The sequence below is a fragment of the Pseudomonas sp. TE21394 genome (assembly GCF_054057835.1).
The window spans coordinates 4,466,885-4,483,647 of sequence record NZ_JBSRZR010000001.1; the positions used below are offsets into that span (position 1 = coordinate 4,466,885).

The 16,763-nt window shown below is 62.9% G+C and carries 16 protein-coding genes; 9 read left to right on the forward strand and 7 right to left on the reverse strand.

Translation table 11 applies throughout. The annotated features are described in order from the left end of the window. Window positions 1–23 precede the first annotated feature (23 nt). Together ACVWZT_RS20575 and ACVWZT_RS20580 are read right to left on the reverse strand one after the other, a co-directional pair. On the reverse strand, window positions 24–746 hold the full coding sequence (locus ACVWZT_RS20575) for a UDP-2,3-diacylglucosamine diphosphatase (protein WP_457471071.1): 723 nt from the start codon (window positions 744–746) through the stop codon (window positions 24–26). After that, entirely contained in the window at window positions 743–1,243 is a 501-nt protein-coding gene (locus tag ACVWZT_RS20580; protein ID WP_296232857.1) for a peptidylprolyl isomerase, read from the reverse strand. Before ACVWZT_RS20580 ends, ACVWZT_RS20575 begins: the two co-directional genes overlap by 4 nt. Before the next feature lie 248 nt (window positions 1,244–1,491). Here ACVWZT_RS20580 and ACVWZT_RS20585 point away from each other — a divergent pair, with 248 nt between their 5' ends. Then, the gene (locus ACVWZT_RS20585) at window positions 1,492–3,195 is read left to right on the forward strand and encodes a glutamine--tRNA ligase/YqeY domain fusion protein (RefSeq protein ID WP_457471072.1); all 1,704 of its coding nucleotides are present in this window, start codon (window positions 1,492–1,494) and stop codon (window positions 3,193–3,195) included. A gap of 9 nt (window positions 3,196–3,204) precedes the next feature. After that, the gene (gene cysS / locus ACVWZT_RS20590) at window positions 3,205–4,587 is read left to right on the forward strand and encodes a cysteine--tRNA ligase (protein WP_457471073.1); all 1,383 of its coding nucleotides are present in this window, start codon (window positions 3,205–3,207) and stop codon (window positions 4,585–4,587) included. Window positions 4,588–4,723: 136 nt separating this feature from the next. Here cysS and ACVWZT_RS20595 read toward each other — a convergent pair whose 3' ends face one another. The 3 genes from ACVWZT_RS20595 to csiR all read right to left on the reverse strand — a co-directional run bounded on the left by ACVWZT_RS20595 (window position 4,724) and on the right by csiR (window position 7,575). Continuing rightward, window positions 4,724–6,115, reverse strand: coding sequence for a sensor histidine kinase (locus tag ACVWZT_RS20595; RefSeq protein WP_296232853.1), 1,392 nt, complete (start codon window positions 6,113–6,115; stop codon window positions 4,724–4,726). After that, window positions 6,093–6,773 carry a response regulator transcription factor gene (locus ACVWZT_RS20600; protein WP_225778030.1) on the reverse strand — a complete coding sequence of 227 codons (681 nt, stop codon included), beginning with the start codon at window positions 6,771–6,773 and terminating at the stop codon, window positions 6,093–6,095. Before ACVWZT_RS20600 ends, ACVWZT_RS20595 begins: the two co-directional genes overlap by 23 nt. 103 nt (window positions 6,774–6,876) lie before the next feature. After that, entirely contained in the window at window positions 6,877–7,575 is a 699-nt protein-coding gene (gene csiR / locus ACVWZT_RS20605; protein WP_296232850.1) for a DNA-binding transcriptional regulator CsiR, read from the reverse strand. Here csiR and ACVWZT_RS20610 point away from each other — a divergent pair. The 7 genes from ACVWZT_RS20610 (at window position 7,466) to proP (ending at window position 15,376) form a co-directional block, all read left to right on the forward strand. Next, on the forward strand, window positions 7,466–7,777 hold the full coding sequence (locus tag ACVWZT_RS20610; protein WP_457472154.1) for a hypothetical protein: 312 nt from the start codon (window positions 7,466–7,468) through the stop codon (window positions 7,775–7,777). The two genes, csiR and ACVWZT_RS20610, sit on opposite strands and share 110 nt — an antisense overlap. After that, window positions 7,774–8,751, forward strand: coding sequence for a glutarate dioxygenase GlaH (glaH, locus tag ACVWZT_RS20615; RefSeq protein WP_457471074.1), 978 nt, complete (start codon window positions 7,774–7,776; stop codon window positions 8,749–8,751). Before ACVWZT_RS20610 ends, glaH begins: the two co-directional genes overlap by 4 nt. A 113-nt stretch (window positions 8,752–8,864) precedes the next feature. Next, entirely contained in the window at window positions 8,865–10,115 is a 1,251-nt protein-coding gene (lhgO, locus tag ACVWZT_RS20620) for an L-2-hydroxyglutarate oxidase (protein WP_457471075.1), read from the forward strand. Between the two features lie 150 nt (window positions 10,116–10,265). Beyond that, window positions 10,266–11,657 (forward strand): GABA permease, encoded by a 1,392-nt coding sequence (gabP, locus tag ACVWZT_RS20625; protein WP_457471077.1) that lies wholly within the window; start codon window positions 10,266–10,268, stop codon window positions 11,655–11,657. An 87-nt stretch (window positions 11,658–11,744) separates the two neighbouring features. Beyond that, complete coding sequence (locus ACVWZT_RS20630; protein WP_457471078.1) at window positions 11,745–12,638, forward strand: PA4780 family RIO1-like protein kinase; 894 nt, start codon at window positions 11,745–11,747, stop codon at window positions 12,636–12,638. 120 nt (window positions 12,639–12,758) lie between these two features. Further along, window positions 12,759–13,733, forward strand: a complete 975-nt coding sequence (gene hemB / locus ACVWZT_RS20635; protein WP_457471079.1) for a porphobilinogen synthase — start codon at window positions 12,759–12,761, stop codon at window positions 13,731–13,733. A 140-nt stretch (window positions 13,734–13,873) separates the two neighbouring features. Continuing rightward, on the forward strand, window positions 13,874–15,376 hold the full coding sequence (gene proP, locus ACVWZT_RS20640; RefSeq protein ID WP_457471081.1) for a glycine betaine/L-proline transporter ProP: 1,503 nt from the start codon (window positions 13,874–13,876) through the stop codon (window positions 15,374–15,376). Here proP and ACVWZT_RS20645 read toward each other — a convergent pair whose 3' ends face one another. Beyond that, entirely contained in the window at window positions 15,377–16,078 is a 702-nt protein-coding gene (locus ACVWZT_RS20645; RefSeq protein WP_457471083.1) for a YoaK family protein, read from the reverse strand. 9 nt (window positions 16,079–16,087) lie between these two features. After that, window positions 16,088–16,714 (reverse strand): riboflavin synthase subunit alpha, encoded by a 627-nt coding sequence (locus tag ACVWZT_RS20650; RefSeq protein WP_296232833.1) that lies wholly within the window; start codon window positions 16,712–16,714, stop codon window positions 16,088–16,090. Window positions 16,715–16,763 lie beyond the last annotated feature (49 nt).

Sequence of the window (16,763 nt, forward strand, 5' to 3'; positions counted from 1 at the left end):
CAGTTTGTGCCAGTGCTACAGCGTCAGGAAAACTCGAACGGCGCCAGCTGAAAGCCTTGTTCATCAACCTGCAAGACCCAACCCCGGCGGTCCCAGTCACCCAGCACGATACGCCGCGCCGGTTGTCCATCGACCACCAGCTTGTGGATCGCCGGCCGGTGGGTATGGCCATGCACCAGCGTGCGCACACCCTGCGCGGCCATCACCTGCGGCACTGCTTCCGGGGTAACGTCGACGATTTCGGTGGCCTTCATTCGCGTTTGCGAGCGGCTTTCGTTGCGCAGCTTGCGCGCCAGCTTGTAGCGCGCAGCCAGCGGCAGGTGACGCAGCACCCACAAGCTCAGCGGGTTGCGCAGCAGGCGGCGCATCTTCATGTAACCGAGGTCGCGGGTGCACAGGGTGTCGCCATGCATCAGCAACACCTGTTCGCCGCCCAGTTCGATCACGCTGGGATCGGCCAGCAACGTGCTGCCCGCAGCTTCGCAGAAGGCCTGGCCAATCAGGAAATCACGGTTGCCATGCATCAGGTAGATGGCCGTACCGCTGTCGCTCAAGCGCCGCAAGGCCTGGCAGATTGACTGCTGGAACGGCGTCATGGCATCGTCGCCGATCCATGCTTCGAAGAAGTCGCCGAGAATGTACAAGGCCTCCGCGTGGCGGCCACGGCCATCGAGCAAATCAAGAAACGCCCGGGTAATGTCCGGGCGTTCTTCTTGCAGGTGCAGATCGGAGATCAGCAGGATCACTCAATGATCTCGGCTTTCTCGATGACTACGTCGTCTTTCGGCACGTCCTGGTGGCCGGCCTTGGAACCGGTCGCGACCTTCTCGATGGCATCGACGATCTCACGGCCTTCGATCACTTCGCCGAACACCGCGTAGCCCCAGCCCTGCACGTTCTTGCCGCTGTGGTTGAGGAAGTCGTTGTCGGCGGCGTTGATGAAGAACTGCGCCGAGGCGGAGTGCGGCTCCATGGTACGGGCCATGGCAATGCTGTACTTCTTGTTCTTCAGGCCGTTGTCGGCTTCGTTCTGGATGCTGGCGCGGGTTTTCTTCTGGCTCATGCCAGGCTCGAAGCCGCCGCCCTGGATCATGAAGCCCTTGATCACGCGGTGGAATACGGTGCCGTCGTAGTGGCCATCCTTGACGTACTGAACGAAGTTTTCGGTAGTCAGCGGCGCTTTTTCGGCGTCCAGTTGCAGGACGATGTCGCCGTGGTTGGTGCTCAGTTTGACTTTGGACATGCTGAAACTCGCTCTTTCAAGGCAATCGGGAATTAGGGTGCGCAGGGCGCGGGTTACCACCTGACGCAGGATCAGGCGGTCGCGACACATGGCGCGCACTGGCCATTTTGCCAGGCTGCGGCAAAAAGCCGTGATAAATCACGCCTGTTTGTCCGGGCCCGACTGTCAGCAGCTTGACTGCTTCGGCTATGATAGGCCCTTTGATTCAATCGGCCTACCCAGGCCGGCTACGTGCATTCAAGGATCCTATGAGCAAGCCCACTGCCGACAACGCGCCCAACGCCGCTGCCAAAGGCGCCCCCGCTGTCCCTGCGAACTTCCTGCGGCCGATCATCCAGGCCGACCTGGACTCGGGCAAGCACAGCCGCATCGTCACCCGTTTCCCGCCGGAGCCCAACGGTTACCTGCACATCGGCCACGCCAAGTCGATCTGCGTGAACTTCGGCCTGGCCAGGGAATTCGGTGGCGTCTGCCACCTGCGTTTCGACGATACCAACCCGGCCAAGGAAGACCAGGAGTACATCGACGCCATCCAGAGCGATGTCAAGTGGCTGGGCTTCGACTGGGCCGGTGATGTGCGCTACGCCTCCGACTACTTCGACCAGCTGCACGACTGGGCGGTCGAGCTGATCAAGCGCGGCAAGGCCTATGTCTGCGACCTCACCCCCGAGCAGGCCAAGGAATACCGTGGCAGCCTCAAGGAGCCCGGCAAGAACAGCCCGTTCCGTGAGCGCAGCGTAGAAGAGAACCTTGACCTGTTCGCCCGCATGAAGGCCGGTGAGTTCAAGGACGGCGAGCGCGTGCTGCGGGCCAAGATCGACATGGCGTCGCCGAACATGAACCTGCGCGACCCGATCCTGTACCGCATCCGCCATGCCCACCACCACCAGACCGGTGACAAGTGGTGCATCTACCCCAACTACGACTTTACCCACGGCCAGTCGGACGCCATCGAGGGCATCACCCACTCGATCTGCACCCTGGAGTTCGAAGGGCATCGTCCGCTGTACGACTGGTTCCTCGACAACCTGCCGGTGCCGGCCCACCCGCGCCAGTACGAGTTCAGCCGCCTGAACCTGAACTACACCATTACCTCCAAGCGCAAGCTCAAGCAGCTGGTCGACGAAAAGCACGTCGAAGCCTGGGACGACCCGCGCATGTCGACCCTGTCCGGCTTCCGTCGCCGTGGCTACACCCCGGCCTCGATCCGCAACTTCTGCGAAATGATCGGCACCAACCGTTCCGACGGCGTGGTCGACATGTCGATGCTGGAGTTCAGCATCCGTGACGACCTGGACCGTACGGCACCTCGCGCCATGTGCGTGCTGCGCCCGCTGAAGGTGGTCATCACCAACTACCCGGAAGGCCAGGTCGAGCAGCTCGAGCTGCCGCGCCACCCGAAGGAGGACATGGGCGTACGCGTGCTGCCGTTCTCCCGTGAGCTGTACATCGACCGCGACGACTTCATGGAAGCGCCGCCGAAGGGCTACAAGCGCCTGGAACCGGCCGGTGAAGTGCGCCTGCGCGGCAGCTACGTGATCCGCGCCGACGAGGCCATCAAGGATGCCGACGGCAACGTCGTCGAGCTGCGCTGCTCTTACGACCCGGACACCCTGGGCAAGAACCCTGAAGGCCGCAAGGTCAAGGGGGTTATCCATTGGGTACCGGCCGAGGGTAGCGTCGAGTGCGAAGTGCGCCTGTACGACCGCCTGTTCCGCTCGCCGAACCCGGAAAAGACCGAGGAGGGCGGCAGCTTCCTGGACAACATCAACCCGGATTCGCTGCAGGTGCTGCACGGCTGCCGTGCCGAGCCGTCGCTGGCCCAAGCCCAGCCCGAGGACCGCTTCCAGTTCGAGCGCGAGGGCTACTTCTGCGCCGACCTGAAAGACAGCCAGCCGGGCCGCCCGGTGTTCAACCGCACTGTCACCCTGCGTGACTCCTGGGGCAGCTGAGGAACCGCCGTGCTTACCATCTACAACACCCTGAGCAAAGCCAAGGAAGTCTTCAAGCCACTGGATGGCAACAAGGTGCGCATGTACGTGTGCGGCATGACCGTATATGACTACTGCCACCTCGGCCATGGCCGCAGCATGGTGGCCTTCGACCTGGTTACCCGCTGGCTGCGCAAGAGCGGCTACGAGCTGACCTATGTGCGCAATATCACCGACATCGATGACAAGATCATCAACCGGGCCAACGAGAACGGCGAAACCTTCGACGCCCTGACCGCGCGCATGATCGACGCCATGCACGAAGACGAGCGGCGCCTGAACATCCTGCCGCCGGACCAGGAACCGCGCGCCACCGATCATATCGCCGGCATGCACGCGATGATCCAGACCCTGATCGACAAGGGCTACGCCTACGCCCCGGGCAACGGCGACGTGTACTACCGGGTCGGCAAGTTCGTCGGCTACGGCAAGCTGTCGCGCAAGAAGATCGAAGACCTGCGTATCGGTGCGCGCATCGAGGTTGATGAAGCCAAGCAGGACCCGCTGGATTTCGTCCTGTGGAAAGGCGCCAAGCCGGGCGAGCCGAGCTGGGCATCGCCATGGGGGCCGGGCCGGCCGGGCTGGCACATCGAGTGCTCGGTGATGTCCACCTGCTGCCTGGGCGAAAGCTTCGACATTCATGGCGGTGGCAGCGACCTGGAGTTCCCGCACCACGAGAACGAGATCGCCCAGAGCGAGGCAGCCACCGGCAAGCAGTACGCCAACGCCTGGATGCACTGCGGCATGATCCGTATCAACGGCGAGAAGATGTCCAAGTCGTTGAACAACTTCTTCACCATTCGCGACGTGCTCGAAAAGTACCACCCGGAAGTGGTGCGTTACCTGCTGGTGGCCAGCCACTACCGCAGCGCGATCAACTACTCGGAAGACAGCCTGCGCGATGCCAAGGGTGCCCTGGAGCGCTTCTACCACGCCTTGCGTGGTCTGCCGCGGGTTGCAGCCAAGGGTGGCGAAGCGTTTGTCGAGCGTTTCAGCGTGGCGATGAACGACGACTTCGGCACCCCCGAAGCCTGCGCCGTGCTGTTCGACCTGGTGCGCGAGATCAACCGCCTGCGTGACAGCGACCCGGACGCGGCTGCCGGCCTGGCAGGGCGACTGCGCGAACTGGGCGACGTGCTGGGTGTGCTGCAGCTGGACGCCGATGACTTCCTGCGTGCCGGTGCTGAAGGCAAGGTGGATGCCGCCGAGGTCGAGGGCTTGATCCAGGCGCGCCTGCAGGCGCGTGCGGACAAGAACTGGGCCGAATCCGACCGTATTCGCGACCAGCTGACCGCCATGGGGGTTGTGCTGGAAGACAGCAAGGGTAGTACTACCTGGCGCCTGGCTGACTGATCAGTACAGACGGGGCCGCTTTGCGGCCCATCGCGGCACAAGGCCGCTCCTACAGGAATAGCGCAGCATAGGATGCTTGCGTCGCCCCTGTAGGAGCGGCCTTGTGCCGCGATGGGCTGCAAAGCAGCCCCATTGTCTACTTGCCTGACGTGGCCAACGGGCAATGCAGAACCAGCTTGGCCCCACCCAACTCGCTTGCTCCCACTTCCAGCCCGAACCCGTGCAGGTCGACGATCGCCGCAACGATCGACAGCCCCAGCCCGAACCCTGCATGGCGATGGCCTTCCTCACTGCGATAGAACCGCTTCAGCACCGCAGCGCGTTCGTCTTCGGGAATGCCTGGCCCGCTGTCTTCGATGGCCAGGTGCAGGCCGTTGTCGTCTTGCGTCGCGCTCATTCGCACCTGGCCACCTTCGGGAGTGAATTTGATAGCGTTGCCCACCAGGTTGGCCAAGGCCTCGAACAACAGTTCGCGGTCACCATGCAAGGCCGGCAATTCCGTGGGCTGCTGCAGTTCCAGGCGAATGCCGCCATCTTCGGCCAAGGGCAGGTAGAAGTCATGCAGCTCCACCAGCAAGGCGTGTGGGTCCAGCTGTACGAAACCGGCGCGGCGTTGCCGGTCTTCCAGTTCGCTGATCCGTAGCAGCCCGCGGAAACGTGCCATCAAGGTGTCGGTCTCGCCGATGGCCTGGTCCAGCGCCTCGGCCTGGGTGGAATCGCTGTCGCTCTGCTGGCGAATACGGTAGAGCTGGGCACGCAGGCGCGTGAGCGGGGTACGCAGGTCGTGGGCGATGTTGTCGCAGACGCCCTTGACCTCGTGCATCAACCGCTCGATGCGATCGAGCATGGCGTTGACGATGGCCGCGAGCATGTCCAGCTCGTCGCGCCGGGCCGACAACGGCAGGCGGTGGGTGAGGTCGCCGGCGACGATCAGCTCGGCCTGGGCCTGGATCGCGCGGATGCGTTTGAGCGGCCTGCGACGCAGCAGGTACCAGCCGGCAAAGCCGGGGATCAGGGTCAACGAGATGCCCCACAGCAGTGCATGCAGGATGATCCGGGTGACCACGAACAGCGAGCCGTTGTCACGTACCAGCACCAGCCAGCGACCGTCCTGCACCTTGATCGCCACGGCATCGCAGCTGTCGCGCGGCATGTGTGGGTCGGCAGCGTCCAGGCAGCGCTTGAGCTCGTGAACCTTGCCATCGAGCTTGAGTTCCGCCGGGATGGTGCGAATGCGCCCGCCAAGCGGCTTGAGCTGGCCGTCGAACAGGCCATAGGCGTCGAAGCTGCGCTCTTCCAGGGCCTGGCTGGCGACCAGGGCGTCATCCAGCTGCTTGCCGCTCATGTGGGCGAACAGGTGCTGGCGCTGCAGCATGGAATGGCGGGTGAGCTTGTTCAGGTAGCTGGACACTTCGAAATACAGCACCCCCATGAGGATGCTGCTCCAGGCCACGAACAGGAAGCTGTACAGCGCCAGCAGGCGGCTGGTCGAGGAACTCCAGCCTTTAGACGGGTTCAGCAATGGCATAGCCGGAGCCCCGCACCGTACGGATCAGCGGCGACTGGCCGGGAGAGTCGATCTTCTTGCGCAGGCGGCCAATGTGCACGTCGATTAGGTTGGTGCCCGGGTCGAAGTGGTAGCCCCAGACTTCTTCGAAGATCATCATGCGGGTGATCACCTGGCCGCTGTGGCGCATCAGGTATTCCAGCAGCTTGTATTCGGTGGGTAGCAGGTTGAGCGTCTGATCGCCGCGTCGGGCCTCATGGCTGATCAGGTCCAGTTGCAGGTCGGCAACCTGCAGGCGGGTCTGGGTGACGGGCACGCTGTTGCGGCGCAGCAGGACCTCGACCCGTGCAGCCATCTCGTCGGAGGCGAACGGTTTGGTCAGGTAGTCGTCACCGCCGGCACGCAGGCCGCGCACCCGTTCGTCGACATCCGAGAGGGCGCTGATCATCAGGATTGGCGTGGCGATCTTGAGGTTGCGCAGGGTAGTGACGATGGTCAGCCCGTCGACCTCGGGTAGCATGCGGTCCAGGGTGATCAGGTCGTAGCCGCCGGCAATGGCCTTGGCCAGGCCTTCACGGCCGTTGTCGGCCCAATCCACTTCCAGGCCGTGGCTGGTAAGTTCGGCGACGATTTCCTGGCCGGTGACGGCGTCGTCTTCGATGGTCAGTACGCGAGGCATGCTGGTTTCCGGGCATCTGATGGAAAGTTGATTGTGCCAAAGAATAGTCAACCGGCGATTTAAGAAAAATTCATCTAGGCGCCTGGACGGGCAGGGCCGCGTCTTACACGTGCGCGCCGATGCCTTCGGCATGCATGATCTGGGCAATGATCGGCACCGGGGTCATCAGGTGTGAACGCATCATGGCACTGGCGCGCTTGGCGTCCCGGGCGAGAATCGCTTCGACCAGTGCCGCATGTTCCTGGCGCTTGAGTTCCAGGGCCTGCTCGGAAAACACTGTCTGGGTCAGCCACAGGTGCCGGTAGCGTTCGGCCTGGTCGAACAGGTAGGTACGCGCCTGCAGCAGATGCCGGGAGCCGCAACCCGATGCGATCGCGGTGTGGAACGCCTTGTGCCGTTCATCCCAGACATCCAGGCGCTGCTCGCGGGTTTTCACCTCCACCACCTTGGCCAGGGTATGCGAGTGGGCCAGTATCGACGCTTCCCAGGCATCATCCCCGCGCTCGATGGCCAGGGTGATGATCATCGCCTCCAGGTTGGCGCGGGCATCGTAGATGTCGTTCATTTCCTCCAGCGACATGGGCGCCACGCGGTAGCCCTTCTGGCTGATCGCGTTGACCAGATGCTCGGCTACCAGCTGCGACAGCGCCTCGCGCAAAGGGCCGACACCCAGGTCGTAACGTTCCTTCAGCGTGCTCATCAACAGCTTTTCCCCGGGCTTGAACACGCCGCGGATGATGTCCTTCTTGAGCCTCTCATACCCGCTGAATGCTGAGTTTTGTCGGGGGGCGAGCGCTTCCAAGGTCCTGTTTCCTCAAACCGTTTTGGCGATCATACCGAAAGCGCCTGCTGGCGAAAAACAATGGACAAACGAGAAAATTGTCGCTGAAAAACAAAAATGTAGACATTTTATATTTATGGCGATATTTTCTGTGACACCCGCACAGATCCACGTCATGACCGGACGGCGCCATCAACCTTTTCTTGCCAGGACATTGCCATGAACGCTTTTACGCAGATCGACGAACTTGTGATGCCACTGCCGCTCGAACCGCATGGTTACACCATCGCCCCTTCACCACAGTCGCCGCGCCTGTTGGAGATCACTTTTACCCGCGAAACGGTCGAAGCGTTCGTCCAGGCCGTTGCCCAGTGGCCGGTACAGGCGCTGGAATACAAGTCGTTCCTGCGTTTCCGCGTCGGCGAGATCCTCGATGAGCTGTGCCAGGGCACCCTGCGTCCGGTATTGCTCAACACCATCCTCGATCGCACCAGCGGCGGCATGCTGATCAACCCGGTCGGCCTGGATGACGTGAGCCAGGCCGAAGACATGGTCAAGTTCACCACCGCTTGCGCACACCTGATCGGGCGCAGCAATTACGACGCCATGAGTGGCCAGTTCTATGCCCGCTTCGTGGTGGTCAATACCGACAATTCCGACAGCTACCTGCGCCAGCCGCACCGTGTCATGGAGCTGCACAATGACGGCACTTTCGTCAACCAGATCACCGACTACGTGCTGATGCTGAAAATCGACGAAAAGAACATGGAAGGCGGCAACTCGCTGTTGCTGCACCTGGATGACTGGGAGCAGTGCGACGAGTTCTTCCGCCACCCGTTGGCACGTCGCGAAATGCGCTGGACCGCGCCGCCGAGCAAGAAGGTGTCCGAGGATGTGTTCCACGCGGTATTCGACACCGATGCTGAAGGCCGCCCGACCATGCGCTACATTGACCAGTTCGTGCAGCCGGCAAACTATGAAGAAGGCATCTGGCTGAACGCCTTGTCGGAATCGCTGGAAGGCAGTGCGAAGAAGCTTTCGGTACCGGTCGGCGTGGGCAGCTTCCTGCTCATCAACAACCTGTTCTGGCTGCATGGCCGCGACCGTTTCACGCCACATGAAGGCCTGCGCCGCGAGCTGATGCGCCAGCGCGGTTACCTCGCCTTCCCCAAACCGCTGTACCAGCGCGGGCAATAATGACAATGCGCGGGGCGGGCGCCCGCCCGTGCGTTCAGGTAACAGACGATGCCACCAGGGTCCGTGCGACCTTGGTGAGCCAGCCAGGCAAAGCCTGCGTGTGAGGTAAGGCTGTGTACGATTTCATCATCATCGGCGGTGGCATTGTGGGCATGTCCACGGCCATGCACCTGGTCAAGGTCTATCCGGATGCGAAGATTCTCCTGCTGGAGAAAGAGTCCGGACCGGCCCGCCACCAGACCGGCCACAATAGCGGCGTGATCCACGCCGGCGTTTATTACACCCCGGGCAGCCTCAAGGCGCGCTTCTGCCTGGAAGGCAACAAGGCCACCAAAGCCTTCTGCACCCAGCACGGCATCCGCTTCGACGAGTGCGGCAAGCTGCTGGTGGCCACCAACGCACTGGAAATGCAACGCATGAAGGCGCTGTGGGAGCGCACCGCGGCCAATGGTCTGGAACGCTACTGGCTGTCAGCGTCCGAGCTGCACGAGCGCGAGCCCAACATCGTGGGCCTGGGCGGCATCTTCGTGCCCTCCAGCGGCATCGTCAATTACGCCCAGGTGACAGCGGCGATGGGCGCCGAATTCCAGCGTGCCGGTGGCGAAATCCGTTATGGCGCCGAGGTGGTCGGCTTGCAGGAACTGGCCAGCGAAGTGATCGTGCGCACCCCGGGCGACGAGCTGCGCAGCCGCTTCCTGGTGACCTGCTCGGGCCTGATGGCCGACCGCGTGGTGAGCATGCTGGGCCTGCGCACCGAGTTCGTCATCTGCCCGTTCCGGGGTGAATACTACCTGCTGCCCCAGCAGCACAACCAGATCGTCAACCACCTGATCTACCCGATTCCCGACCCATCCATGCCGTTCCTCGGGGTGCACCTGACGCGCATGATCGACGGCACCGTCACCGTCGGCCCCAACGCCGTACTGGCGATGAAGCGCGAGGGCTATCGCAAGACTGACATCAGCCCTGGCGACCTGTTCCAGACCCTGACCACCCCCGGCATTCTCAAGGTACTGGCGAAGAACTTCCGCCCGGGCCTGATCGAGATGAAGAACTCGCTGTTCAAGGGCGGCTACCTCAAGCAGGTGCAAAAGTACTGCCCGAGCATCACCAAGGCCGACCTTACGCCTTACCCGGCCGGTGTGCGTGCCCAGGCCGTGTCGCGAGACGGCAAGCTGATCGACGACTTCCTGTTCGTCAACACCGCGCGCAGCGTCAATGTCTGCAATGCCCCGTCGCCGGCTGCCACGTCTGCCATCCCGATCGGTGCCTACATCGTCGAGAAAGTCTGTGAGCAAGTCAGCCGCCAGGGCAGCAATACGCCAAAGGCCGACCTGATGCCGCGGCAGCGGGCAGCCAGCTGAAGTAGCCGTACACACCCTGCGGTTTCGTTTAACCAACCCCGTACTGCCCTGCTCACCCTCCAGGGCAGGGCGGGCTTTTTCGCGCCTGCGCCGGTGACGTGCAAGCCGGCGGCCCCTGCGTGGGCATGACAAAAACAACAAGGTAGCGCCATGCAAAACCACAACAACAATTTGAGTCATGGATTGAAATCACGGCATGTCACCATGCTGTCCATTGCCGGCGTGATCGGTGCCGGCCTGTTCGTCGGCTCCGGCCGGGCGATTGCCGAAGCCGGGCCGGCCACCATCCTCGCCTATATCCTGGCCGGTGCCCTGGTGGTGTTGGTAATGCGCATGCTGGCGGAAATGGCGGTGGCCTCGCCGGACACCGGTTCGTTCTCTACCTATGCCGACCTCGCCATCGGCAAATGGGCCGGCTATACCATCGGCTGGCTGTACTGGTGGTTCTGGGTGCTGATTATCCCGATCGAGGCCAACATCGCCGCCACCATTATCAATTCCTGGGTTCCGCAGCTGGAAATCTGGGTGCTGTCGCTGGTCATCACCTTGCTGCTGACCGCGACCAACCTGTTCAGCGTGAAGAACTATGGTGAGTTCGAGTTCTGGCTGGCGCTGATCAAGGTGCTGGCCATCGTCGGCTTCATCGCGCTGGGGGCGTGCGCTATCTTCGGCCTGCTGCCGGGCTCCGCTGTCAGCGGCGTGTCGCGCCTGTGGGACACGGGCGGTTTCATGCCCAACGGCTTCGGCGCGGTGCTCAGTGCCATGCTCATCACCATGTTCTCGTTCCTCGGTGCCGAGGTAGTGACTATCGCCGCAGCCGAGTCCGATGAAGCGGGCAAGCACATCTCCAGGGCCACCAACTCGGTGATCTGGCGGATCACGCTGTTCTATATTCTGTCGATTTTCATCGTCATCGCCCTGGTGCCATGGACCGACCCGCGCCTGGCCAGCGAGGGCTCCTATGTCACGGTGCTGGATACCCTCGGCGTGCCGCATGCCAAGGCGATCATCGACTTTGTCGTGCTGACTTCGGTCACCAGTTGCCTCAACTCATCGCTGTACACCGCCTCGCGCATGGTCTACTCGCTGAGTCGCCGCGGTGATGCGCCGGCCTGCGCGCAACTGACCAGCCGTAGTGGCACGCCGGTGGTGGCGGTACTGCTGTCCACCGGGGCGGCGTTCCTGGCGGTCATTGCCAATTACCTGGTACCGGCCAAGGTATTCGGCTTCCTCATGGCCAGCTCCGGCGCGATTGCCTTGCTGGTGTACCTGGTGATTGCCGTTTCCCAGTTGCGCCTGCGCCAGCGCCTGACCATCCAGGGCAGGACCCTGGGTTACCGCATGTGGCTGTTCCCGTGGCTGACCTGGGCGGTGATCCTGTTCATCAGCGCCGTGCTGGTATTGATGTTGTTCCGTCCGGACCACCGCATAGAGGTGGTGTCGACCCTGGTGCTGGCGCTGCTGGTGGTGTGTTCCGGCCTGCTGGTTACCCGGCGCCGCGCACGCGGGATGGTGCCAGGTGGTGCGGGGCAGGGCGCATGATCCTGGCGCGCTGAAGACAGACGAGCAAGTCGCTCCCGGCTGTGAGAGGATGTCCGCCATCACAGCCAGGACCCCGAACGCAGCCTGATGAAGACACCGAAAAGAATCGAACCCCTGATCGAAGACGGCCTGGTCGATGAAGTACTGCGGCCATTGATGAGTGGCAAGGAAGCTGCCGTATATGTCGTGCGCTGCGGCAGCCAGGTACGCTGCGCAAAGGTTTATAAAGAAGCCAGCAAGCGCAGTTTCCGCCAGGCCGCCGAGTACCAGGAAGGCCGTAAGGTCCGCAACAGCCGTCAGGCGCGGGCCATGGCCAAGGGCAGCAAGTATGGCCGCAAGGAAGCCGAGGATGCCTGGCAGAACGCCGAAGTGGCGGCGTTGTTCCGGCTGGCCGCTGCCGGCGTGCGCGTGCCACACCCCTACGACTTCCAGGACGGCGTGCTGTTGATGGAGCTGGTGACCGACGCCGACGGCGACGCGGCACCGCGCCTGAACGACGTGCATCTGGAGGCCGAGGAAGCCCGCACCTTCCACGCCTTCGTCATCCGCCAGATCGTGCTGATGCTGTGTGCCGGTCTGGTGCATGGCGACCTGTCGGAGTTCAACGTGCTGCTCGGCCCCGACGGCCCGGTGATCATCGACTTGCCGCAGGCTGTGGATGCAGCGGCCAACAACCATGCCTTCAGCATGTTGCAACGCGATGTGGCCAACATGGCGCACTATTTCGGGCGTTTTGCGCCGGAGCTGAAAAATACCCGGTACGCGCAGGAAATGTGGGCCTTGTACGAGGCGGGCGAACTGCGCCCGGATAGCCCGCTGACAGGGCTGTACGAGGAGGCCGCGCAGGATGCCGACGTCGCTGGCATCATGCGCGAGATCGATGCGGCCCGGCGGGATGATGCGCGCCGGCGTGCGGCGCGCGCCGAAGCCGAGCATGGGCCGGCTGGGGCCGATGAGCCGACGCCGCCCTGGCTTCGATAACAGGTCGCCTGTGCCGCAGCAACCTTTGCCTTTGACGCACGACAATATCTCGTCATTTGGCCTTTTCACTGGCGCGGGACAGGCATAAGGTATACGCCGTTCAAATTCCCTGGAGCAGTCATGTCCAACCAATTCCCGTCCGTTCGTCCTCGCCGCCTGCGCCAGAACGAGTCCCTGCGCACGATCTTCCAGGAAACCGAGTTCCGCCTTGAAGACCTGATCCTGCCAATCTTCGTTGAAGAGGGCATCGACGACTTCGTGCCGATCACCAGCATGCCGGGCGTCAACCGCATCCCCGAGAAGCTGCTGGCCCAGGAAATCGAGCGCTATGCCCGTGCCGGCATCAAGTCGGTGATGACCTTTGGCGTTTCGCACAACCTGGACGCCGTTGGCAGCGACACCTGGAACGAAAACGGCCTGGTCGCGCGCATGTCGCGGATCTGCAAGGACACCGTGCCGGAAATGGTAGTGATGTCCGACACCTGTTTCTGCGAATACACCAGCCACGGCCACTGCGGCGTGTTGCATGACCACGGCGTGGACAACGATGCCACATTGGCCAACCTGGGCAAGCAGGCAGTCATCGCCGCCGCTGCCGGTGCCGATTTCATCGCCCCTTCGGCGGCAATGGACGGCCAGGTGCAGGCCATCCGCAGCGCGCTGGACAGTGCCGGTTTCCACGACACCGCGATCATGGCCTATTCCACGAAGTTTGCTTCGTCACTGTATGGCCCGTTCCGCGAAGCCGGCGGTACCGCGCTGAAGGGGGACCGCAAAAGCTATCAGATGAACCCCATGAACCGCCGCGAAGCAGTGCGCGAGTCGCTGCTCGACGAGCAGGAAGGGGCCGACGTGCTGATGGTCAAGCCGGCCGGCGCCTACCTCGACGTGATTGCCGATATCCGTGCTGCCTCGCGCCTGCCGCTGGCCGCGTACCAGGTCAGTGGCGAATACGCGATGATCAAGTTCGGCGGCCTGGCTGGCGCCATCGATGAAGGCCGGGTGGTGCGTGAAAGCATCGGCGCGATCAAGCGTGCTGGTGCCGACCTGATCCTCACCTACTTCGCCATGGACTTGGCCCGCGACGGTATCTGACCGGGCCTTTGCGCGTGTAAGCCGCTGTCATCGCAGCGGCTTCCAGCTGCCGAGAAAGCACGAAAAAGCAGTAAGCGCTGAATTATTTAGTGTCCCGTTGTATCTCATCCCTTAGAGCATTTATCGACAGGGATACGGACATGAAACCTCGCAAGAAAAGCGTCCAGCCAATCGGCCTCAAGGACATCACCATCGTCGACGACGCCAAGATGCGCAAGGCGATTACCGCAGCCGCCCTGGGTAATGCCATGGAGTGGTTCGATTTCGGTGTCTACGGCTTCGTCGCCTACGCCTTGGGCAAGGTGTTCTTTCCCAACGCCGACCCCGGTGTGCAGATGATCGCGGCATTGGCCACGTTCTCAGTGCCCTTCTTGATCAGGCCATTGGGCGGGCTGTTCTTCGGTGCCTTGGGTGACCGTTTCGGGCGGCAGAAAGTCCTCGCGGCGACCATTGTGATCATGTCGCTCAGCACCTTCGCCATTGGCTTGATACCGTCCTATGCCAGCATTGGCATCTGGGCGCCGATCCTGTTGTTGCTGGCCAAGATGGCCCAGGGCTTCTCGGTAGGGGGCGAGTACACCGGCGCCTCGATCTTCGTCGCCGAATACGCGCCCGACCGCAAGCGCGGGTTTCTTGGCAGCTGGCTGGACTTCGGCTCGATTGCCGGGTTCGTGCTGGGGGCCGGCGTGGTGGTGCTGATCTCTACCGTGCTGGGGGAGGACAAGTTCCTCGACTGGGGCTGGCGCCTGCCGTTCTTCCTCGCCCTGCCGCTGGGCATCATCGGCCTCTACCTGCGCCACGCGCTGGAGGAGACGCCGGCCTTCCAGCAGCACGTCGACAAGCTGGAGCAGGGCGACCGCGAAGGGCTGGCCTCCGGGCCCAAGGTCTCGTTCAAGGAAGTCGCCACCCAGCACTGGCGCAGCCTGGTGACCTGCATCGGCGTGGTGATCGCCACCAACGTCACTTACTACATGCTGCTCACCTACATGCCCAGCTACCTGTCGCACAACCTGCACTACAGCGAAGACCACGGCGTGCTGATCATCATCGCGATCATGATCGGCATGCTGTTCGTGCAGCCGATGATCGGGCTGCTCAGCGACAAGTTCGGCCGACGCCCGTTCATCATCGTCGGCAGCGTCGGGCTATTCGTGCTGGCCATCCCAGCCTTCATGCTGATCAACAGCGGTGTGCTAGGGGTGATTTTTGCCGGGCTGCTGATCATTGCCGTGCTGCTGAACTTCTTCATTGGGGTAATGGCCTCGACGCTACCAGCCATGTTCCCCACGCACATCCGCTACAGCGCCCTGGCCAGCGCCTTCAATATCTCGGTGCTGATTGCCGGGCTTACGCCGACCCTCGCTGCCTGGCTGGTGGAGAGCAGCGGCAACCTGTACATGCCGGCCTATTACCTGATGGTGATTGCCGCGGTGGGGCTGGTCACCGGCCTGACCATGAAGGAAACCGCCAACAAGCCGCTACGCGGCGCGGCACCGGCTGCATCGGATATCGAGGAAGCGCGCGAACTGCTGCAGGAGCACCACGACAATATCGAGCAGAAGATCGAGGACATCGATGCGCAGATTGCCGAACTGGAGGCCAAGCGCAAGTTGCTGGTGCAGCAGCACCCGCGCATCGACTGATCAGCGTGGCATGTAGCCACGCTGCCACGAGCGGGGAATGAAGCGCGACACCAAGGCCAGCACGCAGGCCAGCGTGCAACTGCCGGCCAGGGCTTGCAGACCCAGGCGTTGCTCCAGCCAGGCACCTAGCGCAGCGCCTAGCAGCATGCCGGCCCAGGGCACCAGTTGCACCCGCCAGCCGTTGCGCCGCTCGCCCAGCAGCCAGCGCCCCAGGCCACGGCCGAAGCGTGACAGGGCGCCGGTGACGTAGGTCAGGCCGATTGGCAGGCCGTTCACCTGTTCGACCACGGCATTGATCATGCCCATGGCCAAGGTGGCGGCGAGCAGCGCCGGGAAGGTATTGCCCAGGCGCCAGCCTGCGGCGAAGGCCAGCAGTACGGCGACCACCAGCAGCACTGGCCAGGCCCGGCGGCGGAAGCCGCGCGCCAACAGCACGCCCAGTGCATTACCGGCGACAAAACCGAGCACGGCGCCACTCAGGCGCAGCACCATGGCCAGGTCCGCTTCACTGATGGCCACTGCCAGGCGCGTGGTGTTGCCGCTCATGAACGACACGAAGTCGCCCAAGGCCAGCAGGCCGATGGCGTCGGTCATGCCGGCAAGGACCGACAGGCCGGCAACCAGGCCAAGGCCGACACGGCCACGCAGGATCTGCAGGCGCAGCCGGCGTGCCGTGCGTGCGGGGAGGGCGTTGGGCAGCATGCCTGGTCCTCAGCGCGGCAGTTCGCGAGCGAGGGTGCTCTTGATGGTGCGTTCCACTACATCCACCAGCACCATGGTCTGGTGGTCGACCTCGATATTCAGCAACTCGCCGGCCTGGTAACGGGCGAAGGTGGTCTGGCGCAGGGTTTCGGGGATCAGATTGATGGTGACTACGTTGTCTTCCACGTCGGCGACCGTCAGGCTGCAGCCGTTGACCCCGATGAAACCGCGCGCAAATACGTACTTGCCCCATTGCGCCGGCATGCGGAACCTGATGAAGGCGCCGGTCGGCTGGATCGACAGCTCGACGATCTCTGCCGTGGTGGCGATGTGCCCAGCCATCAGGTGGCCGCCGACTTCGGCGTTCATCTTCGCTGAGCGTTCGATGTTGACGCCCTGGCCAGGCTTGAAGAAGCGCAGGTTGGTGCGCTCGAGGGTGGCGGTCATGGCGTCGAACCTGACCCGCGTGCCGTCAATCTCGGTCACCGACAGGCAAGTCCCCTCGACACTGACGCTGGCGCCGATCTTCAGTTCGTCGAGCAGCGCCGGGGTAAGGTCGATGGTGAACTGGTTGTGGCCCGGGTAGCTGGTCACTTCAAGCAGCGGGCGGACAGCCTGGACGATGCCGGTATACATGGGTTGCTCCTGGGCACAGAGAAAGAAAACTTCCGAACGCTATGCCCGT